This window comes from Rossellomorea sp. NPDC071047 (assembly GCF_050270195.1).
Classification (GTDB): domain Bacteria; phylum Bacillota; class Bacilli; order Bacillales; family Bacillaceae_B; genus Rossellomorea.
The window spans coordinates 205,109-225,334 of sequence record NZ_JBNNJT010000005.1; the positions used below are offsets into that span (position 1 = coordinate 205,109).

Consider the following 20,226-nt stretch of genomic DNA (forward strand, 5'->3'; position numbering starts at 1 on the left):
CGTTCACACAAAATTTACCCTATTTTGACAATATGTAATGTACGCTGAATGTATAGTCATATTTAGAGGAGGCGGAATAATTTGAAGGTTGTAAACAAAAAGTTCATCAGCATTTTTTCAATTTTAATTATTTTTATGATTGCGTGTGGTCAAGTATCTCCAAGTCAAATGAGTGCAGCGGGAAATGGGACGTGGAGTTCGCCATTCACTGTTGAACAGGCATTATCCAATCAAGATGGTTCCACTCAGTCAGTGGAAGGGTATGTGGTCGGGCAGCCAACCTCTACGTCATCCGTTGTCACGAGTAACTTTCCAAACGATTACGCACTTGCGTTGGCGGATTCCCCGACTGAATCCAATACGGATGAGATGGTCTATGTACAAATTCCATCTTCTTACCGTTCAAACTTTGGATTGCAAAGTAACCCGGATCTAATGGGTGAAAAAATCAAAGTGACGGGCAGTTTAACGGCCTATTTCTCTCATCCGGGAGTGAAGTCTACGTCAGCATTTGAATCAGTGGAAGATGGCGGGACTGATCCTACTGATCCTCCAACCGACCCTAACGAGCCACCATCCTATGAGGAATATTACGACACGGCTGAAGGGAAAACGGGATCTTCATTAAAGACAGCGCTACATAACATCATAGATGATCATCAAACTCTTTCCTACAGCGATGTATGGGTGGCACTTCGAAATACAGACGAAGATCCGAACAACCCGAATAACGTGATCCTTCTATACTCTGGCCGTTCCCAATCCAAAACGACAAACGGCGGTGGAGTCAACGACTGGAACCGGGAACACGTCTGGGCGAAATCCCACGGGGACTTTGGGACGGCTCAAGGACCAGGGACGGATCTTCATCACTTGAGACCTACAGATGTAACGGTCAATTCTACAAGAAGCAATCTTGATTTTGATAATGGCGGGACTCAGCATAGTGAAGCACCCGGTAACTATTATGACGGGGACTCCTGGGAGCCACGGGATGAAGTGAAAGGGGATGTCGCCCGTATGATTTTCTACATGGCAGTCCGCTATGAAGGGGACAGCGGGGAACTGGATTTAGAGATCAATAATAACGTCAACAATGGAAGTGCCCCTTATCACGGGAAAATGTCCGTTCTTCTTCAATGGAATGAACAGGACCCTGTGGATGCCAGGGAAATTAGGCGCAACGATATAATCTTTGAGCAATATCAAGGAAACCGCAATCCATTCATTGACCACCCTGAGTGGGCGGAAATGATCTGGTAAGCAGACCGGGCCTGGAATCTTCCAGGCTCTTTTTTTATTTGGAAGGTTGGTTACTTTATTGTAACTCATTTGTAACCCCCGCCATCTATCATAAAAGCAACCATCCTAAGGAGGAGATTTATATGGAAAGAGTCACAGATTGGTTGCAGATGCGATCAATGATCTCTCCTGATCACGTTGCTTTAATCAATGCTCCTACCAACGAAACGATCGATTACCGCACTTTAGATGAACGGGCATCTAAGTGGGCTCAATATATGTGTGGCAACGGAATAGCGAAAGGAGACCGGGTGGTGTGCATTTCCACGAATCATCCGGTCTGTTTCGAGCTCATGTTCGCTTGCGGAAAATTAGGGGCGGTATTTGTTCCTCTTAATTGGAGATTATCCGCTTCAGAGATTGGTTCGATCATAGCGAATTGTACACCCGGCTTGATTTTATATAATAAAGACTTTCGATCTCTTATTACGGACCTTCCAAACCACGCCAAACCAGTCTGTATTGATGTAGTCACATCTATTGTTTACTCTCAAAAACAGAGGATAACTCAGTCTGCTGCTCTCTCAGCCTCGGATCCTTGGGTGATGATTTACACAGGTGGGACAACGGGATGTCCTAAGGGAGTGGTTCTTTCTCATCGATCGGTCACTGCTAATGCCCTGAACACAGTGGTGAGCTGGAACTTGACAGATGAGGACTGCACGTTGACGTATTTGCCTACCTTTCACACCGGAGGGCTTAATGCTTTGTCGATCCCTCTATTGATGGTGGGGGGAAAGGTCGTGATCGCAGAAAGGTTTGACCCCGACGAAGCGATACATGTCCTGAACGAATACGGATGCAGCATCGTTCTCCTTGTCCCGACGATGTATCACCTGCTTATGGAAAATGAGGATTTTAAACAAACTCCATTTCCAACGATGAAGGTGTTTCTTTCAGGGGGAGCCCCGTGCCCCGGAAAAGTATATGAGTTCTTTAAGGAAAAGAACATTCCGTTTAAAGAAGGATATGGTTTAACCGAAGCGGGACCTAATAATTTTTATATCGATCCTTCCCGGATGAAAAAAGGTTCGGTGGGTAAAGCGATGATGTTGAATCGGGTAAAGGTGATTGATGAGGCCGGAAATCCTGTCGGTCAGGGAGAAGTGGGAGAGTTGTTGTTAGGAGGAGACCATTTATTTAAGGAGTACTGGAAGAATCCAGAACAGACGGAAGAAGTTTTCAAAGACGGGTGGTTACATACCGGGGACCTGGCGAAGTATGATGAGGATGAAGATTACTATATTGTCGGGAGGAAAAAAGACATGATCATTTCCGGAGGAGAAAATATTTATCCTCAAGAGATCGAGCATTGGTTATGCGAGCATCCTGCTATACTTGAGTGTGCGGTCATTGGACTGCCTCATGAAAAGTGGGGAGAGGTGGTCACGGCCTTCATCTCGATTCGAATCGGTGCAAGTATGTCGGCGGAGGATGTGAGAAGGTATTGCTTACAGAGGTTTGGTAAGTTTAAGATTCCTAAGGATTATCATTTCATTTCGGAAATTCCGAAGACCGATGTAGGGAAAGTCAATAAGAAAGCGCTTGCGAAACTTCTACAAGGGCAATAAAGGAAATGAAGGGGTGAACCTCGAAATACATACGTCGAGGTGAAGTAAGAATGAAACGGTTATTAACAGGTACAAGAATTCATCTTTCAGGATTTCAGGATGGAGATCTTGCGGCCATACAAGAATGGAATTCAAATGAAGAGCTTCAGAGATTATTCGATGCTCTCCCCCATAAACCAAAATCAGAGGAAGAGATAAAAAAATGGATGGTGGCTCCTGAAGACAATGCTTTTCGATTTGCCATACGCCTAAAAAATGATGGGAAAATCATAGGATTTGTCGAATTGGACGGGATCCTATGGACGCATCGTGTCGGATGGGTCTCCATTTCAATTGGAGACGAACAGACCCGGGGCAATGGTTATGGGAAGGAAGCCATGAAATGTTTGTTGGCGTACGCATTTCATGAGTTGAATCTACACCGCCTTCAATTAACGGTATTTTCATATAATGAGAGGGCCATTCGTTTATATGAATCACTCGGATTTACGAAAGAAGGAAGCTACCGTCAATTTTTACAAAGAGACGGAGATCGGTATGACATGAACTTATACGGGATATTAGCAGATGAATGGAGGGATAGTGGGAAAGAAGGATGAGGCTATCCTTCTTTTTTTGATGAGGAAGGCATCTATTCCCCCGGCTTCCATCTCCTCCGCTCAACATACAACAAGCCTCCCATAAAGCCATGAAAGAAAAAGCAGCCAAGTAACAGAAACAACGATTGAACGTAAGTAAGCTGCATGATCACTAAAGGGGCTAAGCTGGTTCCTCCTAATAAAATAAAGGAGTATAGACTGAGAGCCTGGCTTCGGTCTTCACCGCTCATTTCTCCCATAAGGGTAATCACCGTTGGAATCAACAATGAAATGCCTGATACAAATAGGACAGAAGAAAAAACGATGATAAAGGGTTCGCTCATGTGCACATAAATGAAAGCGATGGATACACTTATAATGGAGATGGTTACACCGATAAAAAGAGTTTTATAGACTCCAATGGCTTCAAGAAGGCGACCGGTAAAGAGCGATAATCCGACGCCGATCAATCCGACTGTCCTGATGAGGAAGAGTAGATCGGAATTACCGGACAGGTACCGGGTTAAGCTGTCATAATATGCAACAAAGGATGCGAGAAGGGTGAACACGATGCCGTAGCAGTAAAGGAGTTCCTTTCTCAAAAGGAGTTTATAGATCGTGTTGACCTGGTGTTTGACGGAAACGGCTCGAATGGATGTAGCGGGCAGAGTTTGTTTTCCTATTAAAAATAAAGAGGCGTATACCACTGCGAAAAAGAAGAATACTATCGTCCAGTTGCTGTAGCGGGTGATTCCTTCACTGAGCAATTGACCGAGTATGCCTGCGAACAGAAAACCGGAATTGATAAAAGCGAGAAGCAGCGTTCTCTTTCTTCCAGAAAACAAATCATACGTATAAGCAAAGGCGACAGGGGCAAAACTCCCCAAACAAAACCCTTGAATTCCCCGGGTGAAGAATAAACTCCAGAAATCACCTGCAATTCCCACCAAGCCTGTTGAAACAGCAGAGGCGAGCATTCCCCAAACGAGAATCTCTTTTTTTCCGAAACGATCTGCGCCATTGGCAAAGGTTAGAAGTCCACAGGCGTAGAAAAAGATAAATGAGCTTCCTGCCATAACGACTTCACTTTGTGCAATGGAGAGGGAGGAAGCGATATTCCCGTAAATGGGAATGAACGTGTAAATATTACAGGCTACCATAATTGCCATCACAACAAGAACAGAAGCGATTCTGATAAAATATTGATTCATGAGCCATCACCTGCCTCTTTTTACTGTATGCAGGTGTTCCAAATATTTTCAATAAAGATTGAGACGGGAAAGATTTGTTCCTGTGTACTATAATGAACCTATACAAAAATTCAAACTGCCTCATGGTTACAATAGATTAGTATAAGAAAGGGAGTGAGAGGATGGCTGTACGTTTTATTCTCGGGCGCTCTGGTACGGGGAAGACCCATCGCATATTAGATGAGATGAAGCAGAGCTTATTGGAAGAGCCGAATGGGGATCCCATCATCTATATCGTACCGGATCAGATGTCATTTATATCGGAATACGATCTTGTCAACACACCCGGATTAAATGGGATGATTCGTGGACAAGTGTTCAGTTTCACCCGGCTCGCGTGGAAGATTCTGCAGGAAACGGGGGGAATGAGCCGCTACCATCTATCCGATGTCGGCTTAAATATGATGATCAGGAAGATTATCGACGAAAATAAAGATCGCCTCCATATTTTCTCGAAGGCCGCGGATAAGCCGGGATTCATTCAACATGTAGAATCCATGTTGACGGAATTCAAGCGTTATTGTATTTCGCCTAAGGATCTCGGACAACTTGGAGGGGAAGATGAGCGCGATTCTAAGGTGTTGAAGGATAAGCTTCATGACCTTGAACTGATTTATGAGAAATTCGAGGAAAAGCTCCTGGGTAAATATATTGATTCAGAAGACTACTTTCAGCTGTTGGCTGATAATGTGAAAAACTCTGAGCTTCTTAGAGATGCAGAGATTTACATAGACGGCTTTCATAGCTTCACGCCACAGGAATATCAAATAATCGATCAACTCATTCAGCATAGTAAGGCAGTGACGGTCGCACTGACAACCGATCCGGAGCAGCAAATGGGCGCGATGAACGAGTTGAGCCTATATCGGATGACGAACGAAACATACCATACTCTTCAGGATATAAGCTGTGCTGCGGGGAAGTACATAGAAGAAGAGGTGTTAGTAAAGCGGATTCGCTATCATAATGACACGATGCTGCATCTCGAAAGTCATTTTGATGAACGGCCAACTGTTCCATGCGAAGAAGCAAAAGGATCCATCGAGTTTCTGGAAGCCTCTAATCGCCGTGCAGAGGTCGAAGGGATAGCAAGGGAAATAAGGAAGCTTGCCCGGGAAAAGGGATATCGCTACAAGGATATAGCGGTGCTGGTTCGAAACAGCCAGGACTACCGAGATAAGGTGGAAACGATTTTTCAAGATTATAGTATTCCATTTTTCCTTGATCAGAAGCGGACGATGTTAAATCACCCATTAATTGAGTTGATCCGCTCGACTCTGGAGATCATGAACACGAACTGGAGATATGAGCCTGTATTCCGGGCGGTGAAAACAGACCTGTTGTTTCCTTATCAAAAAAATCCAACCGATTTGCGTGAAAAAATGGACCGTTTGGAGAACTATGTGTTGGCTTACGGGATAAAAGGAGATCGCTGGACGAAAAAAGATCGCTGGAAATACCGTCGCTTCCGTGGCCTTGAGCATGTGGACGCACCGCAAACCGACCGTGAAAAGGAACTCGAGCATGAGATCAATGAGCTTCGTTTATTTATTTCTGCTCCTATCATCCGTCTCGGAAAGCGATTGAAAAAGCAATCCACGGGACGGGAATTCTGTGAAACTCTCTATCTGTATCTGGAAGAGTTGGACATTCCGGCTAAGCTTGAACGTATGCGTATTGAAGCAGAAGAAAAAGGCGACTTGATTGCGGCAAGAGAGCATGACCAAGCGTGGTCAGCTGTAATGGACTTGCTTGATCAATATGTAGAAATGCTTGGTGATGAGGAAACGACGATGAAGAAATTCTCGTCGATCCTCGATGCAGGTATGGAAACGATGCAGTTCTCGTTAGTTCCCCCTGCCATTGATCAGGTCATTATTGCAGATCTTGAGAAATCAAGGCTCGGTGACATTAAAGCAGCCTTTATCATCGGAGTGAATGATGGGGTTCTTCCAGCGAAAATGAATGAAGACGGAGTCCTGTCAGATGAAGACCGCGAATCGTTGATCAATAGGGGCTTCAAGATAGCACCCAGTAACAGGACGAAGCTGTTGGACGAGGAATTTGTAGCGTATAAAGCCTTTACGACCCCGAGTGAACGTTTATTCATCAGCTATCCGATTGCCAATGAAGAAGGAAAAGCGTTATTGCCATCCTCTTTCATCAAGAGGCTGAATGAAATGTTCCCGGATGCAAATACGAAGCTACTAATTAATGAACCATCCGAGCTTTCTGAAGAAGAGCAGCTGCACTATGTTTGCCATCCCAATGTGACGATTTCTCATTTAACGTCGCAATTACAGTTAAAGAAGCGTGAATATCCGATCTATGATTTCTGGTGGGATGTGTATAACTTTTATGCAACGTCAAACGATTGGAAATGGCACTCACAGCATATTTTATCCAGTCTCTTCTATCAGAATAGGGCTAATCAGCTTTCTGAGGATACGAGCAGGGATCTGTATGGTGACCATATTTTAGCGAGTGTATCCCGAATGGAGCTGTTCCATAGTTGTCCGTTTTCTCATTTTGCCAGTCATGGATTGAAGCTTAGGGAGCGGGATTTCTTTAAACTGGAGGCACCGGATATCGGTGAGATGTTCCATTCCGCTCTTAAATGGATATCAGAAGAAGTGGAGCGTCATGGTCTGACCTGGGCATCCTTATCAAAAGCCCAGTGTCTCAAGCTTGCTAAAGAAGCAGTTTTGATGCTCGCACCGAAGCTTCAGCACCAGATTCTGTTAAGCTCAAACCGTCATTATTATATCGCTCAGAAGCTTGAGCAAATCATAAGCCGTGCAAGCCTCATTCTCAGTGAGCATGCGAAGGCAAGCGGATTTGTTCCTGTAGGGGTGGAGCTTGGGTTTGGACCTCATGCGACCCTGCCGCCGTTCCAGTTTCAGCTGAGAAATGGAACGAAAATGGAGCTTCAAGGAAGGATCGACCGGGTGGACAAAGCAGAGGATGCAAGTGGAGTTTACCTAAGGATCGTTGATTACAAATCGAGTGCGAGAGATCTGGATATGACGGAAGTGTACTACGGATTGGCACTTCAAATGCTGACGTATTTAGATATTGTGTTAATGAACTCTAAACAATTTGTCGGGAAGGAAGCAAAGCCAGCAGGCGTGCTCTATTTCCACGTTCATAACCCTATGATCAATAGTAAGAAAATCTTGACGATGGATCAGATTGAACAGGAAATCTTTAAGAGTTTTAAGATGAAGGGACTCGTGCTGGGAGACTCTGACATCGTTCGGTTAATGGATCAAACGCTAGATACGGGGAACTCAGATATCATCTCTGCCGGGATCAAGAAGGATGGATCATTATCCTCTCGTTCAAAAGCAGCTTCAACGGAAGACTTTCACTATATGCGTCAGCATGTGAGAAAGCTATATGAAGCGTCAGGGAACCGGATTGTGTCAGGTGAGACCAATATTACTCCTTATAAACTGAAGGACCGTACACCATGTCAGTTTTGTTCGTTCCGTTCCGTTTGTCAATTCGACCAATCACTTGAAGAAAACGAGTACAGGGTGCTTCCAACGGCAAAACCAGAAGATCTATTAAGGAAAGTGAGAGAGGAGGTTGAGTCCAATGAGTAAAGGTACGATACCGGCTAAGCCTGATCATGTTACATGGACAGATGATCAGTGGAAGGCGATTTGGGCAAAGGGTCAGGACATTCTGGTAGCAGCTGCTGCAGGATCAGGAAAGACTGCCGTTCTTGTAGAGAGGATCATTCAGAAAATCCTCTCTGAAGAAGACAGAATGGATGTAGATGAACTATTGGTAGTAACCTTTACGAATGCATCGGCCGCTGAGATGAGACATCGGATCGGGCAGGCATTGGAAAAGGCGATTGATGAGGATCCCCATTCCCATCATTTAAGGAAGCAGCTGAGCTTACTGAACCGGGCTTCCATTTCGACTCTTCACTCTTTTTGCCTTGAAGTGATTCGTAAATATTATTATCTTATCGACATTGACCCGGGTTTTCGGATTGCCGATGAAACAGAAGGGGATCTGCTGCGTGATGAAGTTCTTGATGAGCTGTTTGAAGAGGAGTACGGAAAAGAAGATAATCATGATTTCTTTACACTGGTAGATACATTTACCAATGATAGAAGTGACGGGGCTCTTCAGGATATGATCCGTAAACTATATGACTTTTCACGTTCCCATCCAAACCCGGACGAATGGCTGAGAGGGTTGGAAGAGATGTATGACATCCAAGAAGGTGTAGAAATCGATCACCTTCCTATCATTCAGCCGCTCCTTACAGATATTCGCTTACAGCTTCATGGGGCGAAAAATTTGTTTCAGCGTGCTTTGGATCTGACTCGGGTTCCTGGAGGTCCGGGTCCAAGAGCTGAAAACTTTCTATGTGATATAGAGATTGTCGAGAGCCTTGAAGAAAGCCTGCACATATCATGGAATGCCTTGTATGAAACGATTCAAACCTTACCTTTTACAAAGTTAAAAGCTTGTCGAGGGGATGACTATAACAAGGATATCGTTGATGAAGCGAAAAAGCTTCGGGATCAAGGGAAGAAAACGTTAGAAAAACTGCAGGAAGATTTTTTCTCTAGAAGACCGGAATCATTCATTGAGGATATGAAGAAGATGAGAGCCGTGATTCACACCCTGGCAGAAGTGGTGGTGGAATTCGGCAAGCGTTTCCGACAAGTGAAAGAAGAAAAGGGACTCGTTGACTTTGCGGATTTAGAGCATTTTTGTCTCGATATTTTAAGGGACCCTGCTTCAGATGCTTTACTTCCTTCAGAAGCTGCAAAGCAATATAAAAAGAAATTCAAAGAAGTACTGGTCGATGAATATCAGGATACGAATATGGTTCAGGAATCGATTCTTCTTCTCATTACTGAAGAACGTGAAGAAGTAGGGAACCGTTTTATGGTAGGAGATGTAAAGCAATCCATCTATCGCTTCCGATTGGCAGAACCGAATTTGTTTTTAGGAAAGTATACCCGCTTTCTTCCCGTAAGCGGAGAAGCAGGATGGAAGATCGATCTATCTCAAAACTTCAGAAGCCGGAAAGAGGTATTGGAGGGAACCAACTTTTTATTCAAGCAAATAATGGGGTCCTCGGTTGGTGAGATGGAATATAACCGTGAAGCGGAGCTTGTGAAGGGGGCTCCTTACCCTGAGGAGAAAGAGTATCCGATCGAAGTAGCGATCATCAATCAGGAATCAGAGGAAGCTAGTTGGGATGAAGAGGAATTGTCCATTTTTGATGAGGGTGATATTGAGAAATCCGTACTTGAAGCCCGCTACATGGCGAGTAAAGTGAAGGCCATGATTGAAGAGCGAACACCGATCTATGATGCAAAATCGAAGACCGAGCGCCCGATTAAGTACAAGGATATTGTGATTTTGCTTCGTTCCATGCCTTGGGCGGCAGAAATTATGGAAGAATTCAAACGGCAAGGAATTCCGATTTATGCAAATCTGTCTACTGGCTATTTTGAAGCAACCGAGATCGCGATTATGCTTTCACTGCTGAAAGTAATTGACAATCCGTATCAGGATATCCCCCTGGCATCGGTTCTTCGTTCACCGGTTGTGGGGCTGGACGAGCAGGGTCTTGCAAGCATCAGGATTCATTCGAGAGCGGGAACGTATTACGAAGCCTTGAAGAAATTTGCAAGTGAAAAACCAAGTAACTCACGTGAAGAAGAAACGTTTGAAAAGGTTAAAGTGTTTCTGTATCACCTTCAAAACTGGCGAACGAAGGCTAGACAAGGATCGGTTACGGAGCTGATTTGGCAATTGTACCGGGACACCCGATTCTATGATTATGTCGGAGGAATGGCCGGCGGCAAACAGCGTCAGGCAAACCTTCGGGCACTATACGACCGTGCCCGCCAATACGAATCAACGTCTTTCAGAGGATTATTCCGCTTCCTTCGTTTCATTGATCGGATGAGGGAAAGAGGTGATGACCTCGGGGTAGCGAGAGCTCTCAGTGAACAGGAGGATGTGGTTCGCTTAATGACGATTCACTCCAGTAAAGGGCTTGAGTTCCCGGTTGTCTTTGTAGCTGGTACGTCGAAGCAATTCAACCTTATGGATTTGAACGCTTCCTATCTATTAGATAAAGATCTGGGTTTTGCTACAAAGTATACAGACCCAGGGAAGCGAATCAGTTATCCATCCCTTCCCCAGCTGGCATTTAAGCGAAAGAAGCGCATGGAGTCCATCTCAGAGGAAATGCGGGTGCTCTATGTGGCATTAACACGTGCAAAAGAGAAACTATTCTTAGTGGGAACCGTGAAAAGCTTAGAGAAGTCCCTTAAGAAATGGCGTGGTGCTTTAGGTCAGAAAGAATGGTTGTTATCTGACTATGACAGGGCCGGGGCCAGTTCCTATCTTGATTGGATAGGTCCGTCCCTCATGCGACACCCCAATTGTGGAGAGCTTGGTGAAGATGCGGACTTAGAAGGAAGTGGAATCAATGAAGAGATTCTAAAGCATCCGTCTTGCTTTCATATCACGACGATTCATAAGACTGAGCTGGGTGCAGAAGAAGAGGAGTCATTGAGTGAAGAAGACAATTGGAAAGAACAAGTGAAGACCGGTGGGGAAGTGGATATAGAATCCATTCATAAAGAAGAGGTTTTGCACCGATTGTCGTGGAAGTATCCACATCTGAGTGCCACAAACCTTCGCTCCAAGCAATCGGTTTCTGAGCTGAAGCGAATGGTGGAAATAAGGGATGAAGCATCAAGTATCGATATTCTCCGGCGCCATCAAAAGCCAGTGTACAACCGACCACAATTCATGCAGTCCAAAGAGCTGTCTCCTGCTGAAAGAGGAACAGCCATGCATACGGTCATGCAGCATATTTCGTTTGCGGATGGTGTACCTGCAGAAGAAGATGTAAAAGAGCTGTTATCGACTTTAGTTCATAAAGAAATCCTGACGGAAGAACAGGAAAGAGCAATCTCGTTAAACAACATCGTTGGATTCTTCCAAAGCGACCTTGGGAAGCGTTTGGTTCAGGCAGAGAATATCCAAAGGGAAATACCATTCAGCATGAGTGTTCCTCTAAGTGAAATATCGGAAACAGGAGAGGGCGCCCCGGAAGAAACGATCCTCGTTCAAGGGGTCATTGACTGTGTATTCCGGGATGAATCCGGAATTGTGCTGTTGGATTACAAGACGGATGGCATCCACGATCGATATAAGGATGGTTTTAGAGAAGCAAGACCGATACTGGAAGAGCGGTATAGGGTACAAATTGAATTATATACACGCGCATTGGAATCCATTTGGAAAGAAACAGTGTCTGAAAAGTATCTTTACTTTTTCGATGGAGGACATGTGTTGGAACTATAAAGAAAAACCACTTTGAAGGAATTGTCTTCAAAGTGGTTTTTTAAAGTGATTAAAATAGGGAATATCTATATTAAACACATACAGGAAGGGCATGAGATGAGTAAAAAAACGATTGGTACATGTGAATTATGTTCCCGGCAAAATGTAGAAACCACGATTCATCACCTGACACCTAAAGAGGTGGGGGGAACCTTCCTGCCCACAGCACAGCTATGTATACCGTGTCATAAGCAAATTCATTCCCTATATACAAATGATGAATTGGGCGTAAGATTGAACACTATCCAAAACTTGAGGGGGGATGAAAAGATTCATAAGTTCATTAAGTGGATCCGAAAGCAGCCCTCTTCTAAATTGGTGAAGACAAAGAAAAGTATCGAACGTAGAAATAAACGATAAGGAAATAAAAAAACAAAAAGCCGCAAAAGGCTTTTTGTTTTTTAGTTATTTCCAGTGATTGGTTGATCCACGACATTGCAATCAAATGTGGTACTTACACTGAAGACATTATAACTTAACTGAAATGGTCCAGTATTAAAGCCGCCGGCACCACCGAAAGTCTTGGAAGCTGACTTAGGTGAGATAATGGCCGTATCTCCAAACTGAACATTTCCTCCACCAACGTTAAGAATAGCGACAGGACCTACTAAAGCGGGCATATTCAACATCCTCTTTTTATTTGTCTATAATGTTAGCCTATGTGAACTTCTGGGGAAGGTTCTTCGGTCATCCCTGTATACATAAGAACACCTCACATCAATTTGGTTCATCGATCGTTTCAAATGTTTGAGGTGTGTCGTCTTCCTTATTTTCCAACTGCCGTATATTTTTCACCCTTGCTTCCATATACACATTGCAGGTATTCCCTACATGAATAATGGAGGAAGAGGATGTCGCTCGGATATGCATATTGTCGACCTTGATGGGACAAAGATTGAGGCGGCTTACCCGAATGTCTGGATTGATGGCAGGCAGGTCAATCGGATTTTGAAAGACGTCTGAATCGAAGCTTCCCTCACTCGTCAGGAAAAATTCTTTCTCACGTTGCACCGCATAAGCCATGGAGCGAGCGCAAATATTTTGGGAATCACCAATTTGATAAAGCGAACTAAACGCCAGAGTGATACCATCAAGCTTGTTTACGATGGAATATCGTTTCATCATCAATCATCCTTTAGGGGTCAGAGGGACAAATGGGCCGATGATCAGGGATTCAGGGGGGGTATCGAATGCAGATGCCAATTGAATGATATCAGCATCTCCAACAAGCACGAGGGAAGAACTCGCCACCCCTGCAATTTCTATATTTCCAACCGATAGTTCACGATTGATGACCTGGAGGTTCATTGTTCTTCATTCCTTCCATATTATTTGGGATTTGTGACATAAAGGAGAAAAGGGCCGTTTCGATATCCTTTTTGATTTTGCTGATGATTTTCCGTTCCCATTCTCCTTCTTGTTGTTTAGATTCAATATAGGGGATGTTCTGTAAATAGAAATCGATTCTTTGTGGCATCTGGTTCAATAGATCCTGCTGAATCATTTCGTAATAAGATGGATCCAGAGACCGCTTGAATTGCATTTCATTATCCTGAATAAGACTTGGTAATTCTGAATCGATATACGCCTTGATTTCAGCAGTGATTCTTTCTTTATAAGGCTTGATGTCCTTTATAGATTTGACGTCGACATTTTGGTCGACGGCCAGATCCTCTATGGTTTCTTTTAAGTTATTTGGGTTCAATCCAATATTTAAGGTGCCATCAAGAGATTCTACTTTAAGCTGATCAAATTTATATTCGATCCTTTCAACATTGATTTTCGGAGCATCCCTTAGAGTGATTACCTCTTGTGACAGCTCATTCACTTTATTTTCCAACGCGACAATTTTCGTGTTTAACATCTCGATATACTGATAAAGTTGTTGTGGGGTCATATAGTAATTGTTCATACTGCCACCTCTTTCATTTGTCGCGATTTAGTTTACCTTGGCGATTGCAGTGGAACGAGGGGAGTTATAGAGGGAGGCGGTTTCCCGTTTCCGTTTTTTTCTGCCTCTGGAGCAGGCTCCGTGTAGCCCCCTGTATTATAAAGAAAGTCATTTGTTGTGATTTGACCGCATGTTCCGATCTGAAAGATGGAAGAATTGGACATTCCCCCGATTTTAATAAATTGAATCTGTATGGATTGTTGAATATAATAATTCGTCATTTTCACATCACACTCATAGGTTAAAGTTTATTCCTTGGTCCATTCCATCATCGTCCACGGTATAGGTCAAGGAACTTTCATTGTAGACTGAAATCCCTTTTCCTGTTATGAACGAACCTGCCCCTGCGAAAGTCTTGGCTGTGGAAATCGGGCTAATGTTAAATACATCTCCAATATGGAAGACGGCACTTGAACCGACGCTTACGACTTGGGCAATTCCTACAATTGCGGGCATATCAACTCACACCTTTAAGACAAAGTTAATTATTGTTATTCTATGTGAGAGAAATGAATAGGTGATAATCGCCTAATTTCATATTTAGAGTTAAAATAGAACAGAGAATACTTTTTCGGAGGAACTTTATATGAACACGTTATCGCCAACTGAGCATTCAGAACGTATTGTAAGTCTTGATGTGATCCGGGGTTTTTCATTGCTAGGGATCTTTATCATCAATATGATTTCCTTTCATTCCCCATTTCTGTATCTTGATCCGTATTCCTGGTGGAAAACACCTGAAGATGTCGCCTTATATCCATGGATTGACGTATTGGTCCAGGCCAGCTTCTATCCTCTATTCGCCATGATGTTTGGATATGGGTTGGGAATTCAGCAGCAAAGGGCCACTGTTAAAGGAACGTCTTTCTATTTATTTGGAATCAGAAGGCTTCTTATCTTATTAGTGATCGGCTGCATCCATGCTTTCCTTATATGGTCAGGTGATATCCTGATTAACTATGCCGTATTCGGACTGCTGCTGCTCGTATTTATGAGGCTTTCTGGAAAGGGATTATTGTGGTTAGGAGGATTATTATTTCTGCTGCCTCAATTATTCTTCAGTATTCTGCTGGTATTAATGACATTCGCAGATCCGACTGGCGTTACGCAGTTCACTGATATCCAGTCTCTGCAGGATTCTGTTGCCGCTTATGCATCCGGAAGCTTCAGCAGTATTATGGAGCAGCGTTTTCAGGACTGGTATGCTGTGAATTCACCAGGCAACCTCATATTCTTATTACTTTCTATCCTGCCAATGATGATGATAGGGGCAGGGGCTAGTAAACTGCAACTCTTGGAAAAGGTAAGAGATTATAAGAAGGCATGGATTGTGATAGGAAGCTGTACTTTGGCGATTGGGGTTTTCATTAAATCAATGCCATTTTTCATACAGTCCAATTTTGCATATGCATATATTCAAGACTTTTTGGGAGGTCCGTTCTTATCAGTATCTTATGCAATAATCCTTTCATTATTATTGTTGAATGAAAAAATCATGAAAGGGAGCAAGCCTTTAGCCTCAGTAGGGAAAATGTCCTTGACGAACTACCTCATGCAATCGATCATCGGCACCCTGATATTCTATTCGTATGGATTTGGACTTTACGGAGAAGTGACGTTAACGACGGGGACTTTGCTGGCGGTTGGTGTTTATGTCATTCAAGTCATACTGTCAGAGATTTGGTTATCGAAGTTTAGATACGGTCCTGTTGAGAAACTGTGGCGTGTATTAAGCTATGGGAGAAAGCACTGTGGTTAAAAAAGGAGAGTTATAGTTTCTTAATCAAACGAAAAGGGATGAGTACGAGATGAAATTTGTCAGCTTTCAGGTTGGGGATAGACAGACGTATGGTGTGGAACGGAATGGAAGAATCATAGAATTATCCTGCATTGACGGATTATCCAAGGATTTACTTGATGGGATAGAAGAGGGGGAAGGCTTTTTTCAAAAGGTGAAAAAAGTTCTTCAGGACGATTCGGTAGAACACCGCACTTATTCTCATGATGAGATAAAGTGGCTTTCACCGATTCCGAGAGTGAAAAGGAACATTATGTGTGTAGGAAAAAATTATCGTGATCATGCCATCGAAATGGGTGGGGAGCGGGATATCCCGAAAGACATCATGATCTTCACTAAAGCCACCAATACCGTAGTCGGTCATGAAGAAACGGTGCTGCATCATGGTGAAATGACGGAGCAGCTTGATTATGAAGGGGAGCTTGCTGTCGTGATTGGCAAAAGAGGAAAAGGGATTTCCCCGGAAGAAGCCTTGGAGTACGTATTTGGATATACGATACTCAATGATATAACCGCCAGGGATCTGCAGAAAAAGCATGGCCAATTTTTTATCGGTAAGAGCCTTGATACAACATGTCCGGTCGGTCCGTATCTTGTCACGAGGGAGGAAGTCGCCGACCCTCAGAATCTGAAAATCACGACGAGGGTGAATGGTGAAATCCGTCAGTCTTCAAACACCAGTGAAATGATCTTCAACATCCCCACCATCATTTCTACTTTATCAAAGGGGATGACCCTTGAGCCTGGTGATATCATTGCTACCGGGACCCCTGCTGGAGTTGGAAAAGGCTTCAACCCTCCGCTTTTCCTGAAAAAGGGTGACAGAGTGGAAATCGAAATTGAATCTCTCGGAATTTTGACAAATCAGTTACAGGCCTAGTTAAAATTTCTGTTGGAGTAAAGACTATGGTAATATTATGGACGTATACTATCTACCTGTAGGAGGTTCATTATGTTTGATAATACACATGCCCATATTACAACTTGGGTGATTGCGATTATTCTTTTCTTTGTAGCGGTTGGCTTACATAATGCAGGAAAGAAAAAAGGCATGAAAGTTGTACATATGATTTTACGGTTATTCTACCTGCTCATTATTTTAACGGGTGCCCTATTATTCTGGAAGCATCAAGGAATTAATCCTGCCCTATATGGCATAAAAGGATTGGTAGGGATCTGGGTCATCGGTATGTTCGAGATGGTCTTGGTTCGCATGAATAAAGGCAAAAGTACGAAGATGTTCTGGATTCAATTGATCATCGCTTTAATCATTGTTCTTTATTTGGGATTACGTTTGCCTCTGGGCTTGAATTTCCTTGGATAGAGAAGTAGAAGTAATAGAAAAAAAGCAAATGCATGTCGGATACCGGCAGGCATTTGCTTTTTCTATTTGGGTTTATGAATGGATTAAATATTAAAACTTTCAATCACAATTCGTCTCCCTGTACTTAAAGTGAATTCAAAGCGGTCCCGCTTCTTTTTATAATAGGTGAAGTGATGTTGGACAGCACATACTTCTACGCCGTTATCGAAGGTGATGAAGTTGACTCCTTCTTTGATCTTTTGATTTCCAAGGAAAACCAGGTGGTTATGGCAAAAGATACTATCATAAATAGAATAACCCAGATTGTTTAAGGCCGTTGTAAATTGATGAAAAGCATCATCAGAAATCTCTTCCAATAAATTCTCCAACGAATACAATATATTCTTCTTTATTTGAATTCGATCGCCATTCTCGATTCTTAACCGTTCATACGGTGTGACAATAATTCCATCTTCCAACAAAATACCTGCAAGCCAGTCTCCATCTCTATATACTTTCAATTCATGATTGAGGTAAAATTCGAGCTCAGACTCTTCCTCGGCATCAATTTCGAAAAAGTACCACGTATCATCTTCGAAAAGAGCAGTGCCTTCGGAATAGGACCTTTTTTGGGATTTTAAAATGTTTGATCGAAATGTGTTGCTCAAGTGAATATCCCTCCTTAACTACATTTCTTGTCATAATTATCATATTTCATTCATGTGAAAATTGATTGAGACAATTAACCATTTCCTGGCCGGAGCATAGAATAATTTATGTGTCCGTGAGCCCAGTTTGTTTGATTAGAAAGTGAGGATGATCACCATGTGCGGAATTACAGGTTGGATTCATTATAAACGAGATTTGTCTGATCAAAAAGAAATAGTGGAAAAAATGGCAGAAACCCTTTCTAAAAGAGGGCCAGATGAAACGAATGTATGGATTGATCAACATGTTGCGTTTGGTCATAAACGATTGATTGTAGTAGATCCTGCAGGAGGAAGGCAGCCCATGAGCATTCAGCATGACGGGCACCTTTTCACCATCTGCTACAATGGAGAACTTTACAATACAGAAGATTTGAGAAAAGTACTTATTTCAAAAGGTTATACCTTCAGGGGTCATTCTGATACGGAGGTATTGTTAACGTCTTATATAGAGTGGCGTGAAGATTGTGTCCATCACCTAAATGGGATTTTTGCCTTTGCTGTATGGGACAGTGAAAAGGAGCATGTATTTATAGGCAGGGACCGAATGGGCGTAAAGCCTTTATTTTATTTTGAAAAGGAAGAAGGAATCCTCTTCGGTTCCGAACTCAAAGCGTTACTGGCCCATCCTGATGTTTTGCCCCAGGTGGATCATCAGGGATTGGCGGAAGTATTGGGACTGGGGCCATCCCGTACGCCTGGTAATGGAGTATTCAAAGGAGTGAAAGAGCTCCGTCCTGCTCATGCTTTGCTATTCTCCAAAGATGGCTTGAAAATATGGAGATACTGGAATGTGAAGAGTGAGGAGCATAAAGACTCATTTATTGAAACAGTGTCAAAGGTGCGCTTTCTGTTGACTGATGCCATCGAGAGACAGCTAGTTTCAGATGTACCACTTTGTACGTTCTTATCAGGCGGACTTGATTCCAGTGCGATTACAGCGGTGGCAGCGACCAGCTATAAAAAAGAAGGAAAAGGGAAACTTCACACCTATTCCATTGATTATGAAGAAAACGAACAATACTTTAAAGCGAACGATTTTCAGCCTAATTCCGATGCACCATGGATAGAAAAGATGACTTCGGAATTCGATACCGAACACCATCGCTGTGTCATCAGCCAGCAGCAATTGAAGGACTATCTGACAGAAGCGGTTCATGTAAGAGACTTACCGGGAATGGCAGACGTTGATTCATCCCTGTTATGGTTCTGTCGCGAAATTAAACAGGACTTCACGGTTGGATTATCGGGAGAATGTGCTGATGAAATATTCGGGGGTTATCCTTGGTTTCACCGTCCTGAAGATTTCGATCGCAGAGGATTTCCGTGGATGCGCTCCACAGCTGAGCGTCAAGGCCTTCTGAAAGAAGAATGGAATAAGAAATTAAATCTGGAAGAATATGTGCTTGAGCAATATGATCGCACAGTGGCAGAAACCCCATTATTAGAAGGGGAAAGTGAAGTTGAATCGAAAAGAAGGCAATTATTCTATCTGAATTTACTTTGGTTCATGACGACATTGTTAGATCGTAAAGATCGGATGAGTATGGGTGCAAGCTTGGAGGTCCGTGTGCCATTTGCTGATCATAGACTCGTAGAATACGTCTGGAATATTCCATGGGAGATGAAAATGCACGATGGAAGAGAAAAAGGCATTCTTCGAAAGGCTCTTGAAGGAGTATTGCCTGACGAAGTCCTTTATCGGAAGAAAAGTCCGTATCCCAAGACCCACCACCCCGAGTACACGAAGCTTGTCAGTGAATGGTTGAAAGAAATACTCGAAGACAAATCAAGTGTTCTTTATGAATTATTCGATGAAGAAAAATTGAAAGAAATCGTTTCAACAGGCGGATCGGCCTTTCAGGTACCGTGGTACGGCCAACTCATGACCGGCCCCCAGCTACTTGCCCACCTGGCACAGATTCATGTTTGGTTTAAGGATTATAATGTCGAGATCGTGGAATAGCAGCTATTTGAATAGATAAGCTTCTAATTATTATAGAAGCTTATCTTTTTTGTTTGGGAAAGTTCGGGTAAGTTCACTCGCTGTTTCTCCACTTCTTCCATCCTTCAAGTACCTTTTCATTAGTAAGAATTAAGAGACAGGTACAAACATAGGGATAAAGTAATAATGATGTGAAAAGGAGGCATAGTAAAGGGAAAGTCACCTTTTGCATGCCTCTTTTTCTCTTTATACAAGGGGCCATTCATCAGATGAAGATAAAAAATGGAGAAATACTGATCTAAATCATGTTATTTTGTGTTTATTTGATGAGAGACAAGCTAGTTTCATGAATAAATAATAATCTTTGAAAAATAGAGTTTAAACTTTGTGTCTAGTGGAAAAGAGTTGTATAATCATATG

General features: G+C 43.0%; 18 protein-coding genes. 10 read left to right on the plus strand and 8 right to left on the minus strand.

Annotated elements, in window-relative coordinates; all coding sequences use genetic code 11:
- The first annotated feature begins 168 nt into the window (after positions 1-168).
- The 3 genes from ACQKFO_RS17630 to ACQKFO_RS17640 all read left to right on the plus strand — a co-directional run bounded on the left by ACQKFO_RS17630 (position 169) and on the right by ACQKFO_RS17640 (position 3,472).
- Positions 169-1,263: an endonuclease gene (locus tag ACQKFO_RS17630; RefSeq protein WP_427600302.1), complete on the plus strand. Its 1,095-nt coding sequence runs from the start codon at positions 169-171 to the stop codon at positions 1,261-1,263.
- A 122-nt stretch (positions 1,264-1,385) separates the two neighbouring features.
- Entirely contained in the window at positions 1,386-2,873 is a 1,488-nt protein-coding gene (locus tag ACQKFO_RS17635) for a class I adenylate-forming enzyme family protein (protein WP_427600162.1), read from the plus strand.
- Between the two features lie 50 nt (positions 2,874-2,923).
- Positions 2,924-3,472 carry a GNAT family N-acetyltransferase gene (locus ACQKFO_RS17640; RefSeq protein ID WP_427600163.1) on the plus strand — a complete coding sequence of 183 codons (549 nt, stop codon included), beginning with the start codon at positions 2,924-2,926 and terminating at the stop codon, positions 3,470-3,472.
- Between the two features lie 32 nt (positions 3,473-3,504).
- Here the strand turns inward: ACQKFO_RS17640 and ACQKFO_RS17645 are convergent, their stop codons facing one another.
- Complete coding sequence (locus ACQKFO_RS17645) at positions 3,505-4,662, minus strand: MFS transporter (RefSeq protein ID WP_427600164.1); 1,158 nt, start codon at positions 4,660-4,662, stop codon at positions 3,505-3,507.
- A gap of 161 nt (positions 4,663-4,823) precedes the next feature.
- Here ACQKFO_RS17645 and addB point away from each other — a divergent pair, with 161 nt between their 5' ends.
- From addB to ACQKFO_RS17660, 3 genes are all read left to right on the plus strand, one after another.
- Entirely contained in the window at positions 4,824-8,309 is a 3,486-nt protein-coding gene (gene addB / locus ACQKFO_RS17650; RefSeq protein ID WP_427600165.1) for a helicase-exonuclease AddAB subunit AddB, read from the plus strand.
- Positions 8,302-12,063, plus strand: coding sequence for a helicase-exonuclease AddAB subunit AddA (gene addA, locus ACQKFO_RS17655; RefSeq protein WP_427600166.1), 3,762 nt, complete (start codon positions 8,302-8,304; stop codon positions 12,061-12,063). Before addB ends, addA begins: the two co-directional genes overlap by 8 nt.
- Positions 12,064-12,159: 96 nt before the next feature.
- Entirely contained in the window at positions 12,160-12,462 is a 303-nt protein-coding gene (locus ACQKFO_RS17660; RefSeq protein ID WP_427600167.1) for an HNH endonuclease, read from the plus strand.
- A gap of 41 nt (positions 12,463-12,503) precedes the next feature.
- On the opposite strand, the gene ACQKFO_RS17665 is transcribed toward ACQKFO_RS17660, so the two are convergent.
- The 6 genes from ACQKFO_RS17665 to ACQKFO_RS17690 form a co-directional block, all read right to left on the minus strand.
- Positions 12,504-12,722, minus strand: coding sequence for a spore germination protein (locus ACQKFO_RS17665; RefSeq protein ID WP_044337736.1), 219 nt, complete (start codon positions 12,720-12,722; stop codon positions 12,504-12,506).
- A gap of 97 nt (positions 12,723-12,819) precedes the next feature.
- Positions 12,820-13,227 (minus strand): spore germination protein GerPE, encoded by a 408-nt coding sequence (locus ACQKFO_RS17670; protein WP_427600168.1) that lies wholly within the window; start codon positions 13,225-13,227, stop codon positions 12,820-12,822.
- 3 nt (positions 13,228-13,230) lie between these two features.
- Positions 13,231-13,410, minus strand: coding sequence for a spore gernimation protein GerPD (locus tag ACQKFO_RS17675; protein ID WP_148968420.1), 180 nt, complete (start codon positions 13,408-13,410; stop codon positions 13,231-13,233).
- Complete coding sequence (gerPC, locus tag ACQKFO_RS17680) at positions 13,385-14,014, minus strand: spore germination protein GerPC (protein WP_427600169.1); 630 nt, start codon at positions 14,012-14,014, stop codon at positions 13,385-13,387. Before gerPC ends, ACQKFO_RS17675 begins: the two co-directional genes overlap by 26 nt.
- Positions 14,015-14,046: 32 nt before the next feature.
- The gene (locus tag ACQKFO_RS17685; RefSeq protein ID WP_427600170.1) at positions 14,047-14,274 is read right to left on the minus strand and encodes a spore germination protein GerPB; all 228 of its coding nucleotides are present in this window, start codon (positions 14,272-14,274) and stop codon (positions 14,047-14,049) included.
- 13 nt (positions 14,275-14,287) lie between these two features.
- Positions 14,288-14,509, minus strand: a complete 222-nt coding sequence (locus ACQKFO_RS17690) for a spore germination protein (RefSeq protein WP_138777268.1) — start codon at positions 14,507-14,509, stop codon at positions 14,288-14,290.
- A gap of 130 nt (positions 14,510-14,639) precedes the next feature.
- Between ACQKFO_RS17690 and ACQKFO_RS17695 the strand changes: the two genes are divergently transcribed.
- The 3 genes from ACQKFO_RS17695 (at position 14,640) to ACQKFO_RS17705 (ending at position 17,175) form a co-directional block, all read left to right on the plus strand.
- A complete protein-coding gene (locus ACQKFO_RS17695; protein WP_427600171.1) occupies positions 14,640-15,812 on the plus strand; it encodes a DUF418 domain-containing protein in 1,173 nt (390 codons plus the stop codon).
- Between the two features lie 49 nt (positions 15,813-15,861).
- On the plus strand, positions 15,862-16,731 hold the full coding sequence (locus ACQKFO_RS17700; protein WP_427600172.1) for a fumarylacetoacetate hydrolase family protein: 870 nt from the start codon (positions 15,862-15,864) through the stop codon (positions 16,729-16,731).
- A 72-nt stretch (positions 16,732-16,803) separates the two neighbouring features.
- Entirely contained in the window at positions 16,804-17,175 is a 372-nt protein-coding gene (locus ACQKFO_RS17705; protein WP_044337728.1) for a YisL family protein, read from the plus strand.
- Positions 17,176-17,258: 83 nt separating this feature from the next.
- Here the strand turns inward: ACQKFO_RS17705 and ACQKFO_RS17710 are convergent, their stop codons facing one another.
- Positions 17,259-17,822 (minus strand): DUF2777 family protein, encoded by a 564-nt coding sequence (locus tag ACQKFO_RS17710; protein ID WP_427600173.1) that lies wholly within the window; start codon positions 17,820-17,822, stop codon positions 17,259-17,261.
- Between the two features lie 148 nt (positions 17,823-17,970).
- Between ACQKFO_RS17710 and asnB the strand changes: the two genes are divergently transcribed.
- Positions 17,971-19,827, plus strand: coding sequence for an asparagine synthase (glutamine-hydrolyzing) (gene asnB, locus ACQKFO_RS17715; protein WP_427600174.1), 1,857 nt, complete (start codon positions 17,971-17,973; stop codon positions 19,825-19,827).
- Positions 19,828-20,226: the final 399 nt, after the last annotated feature.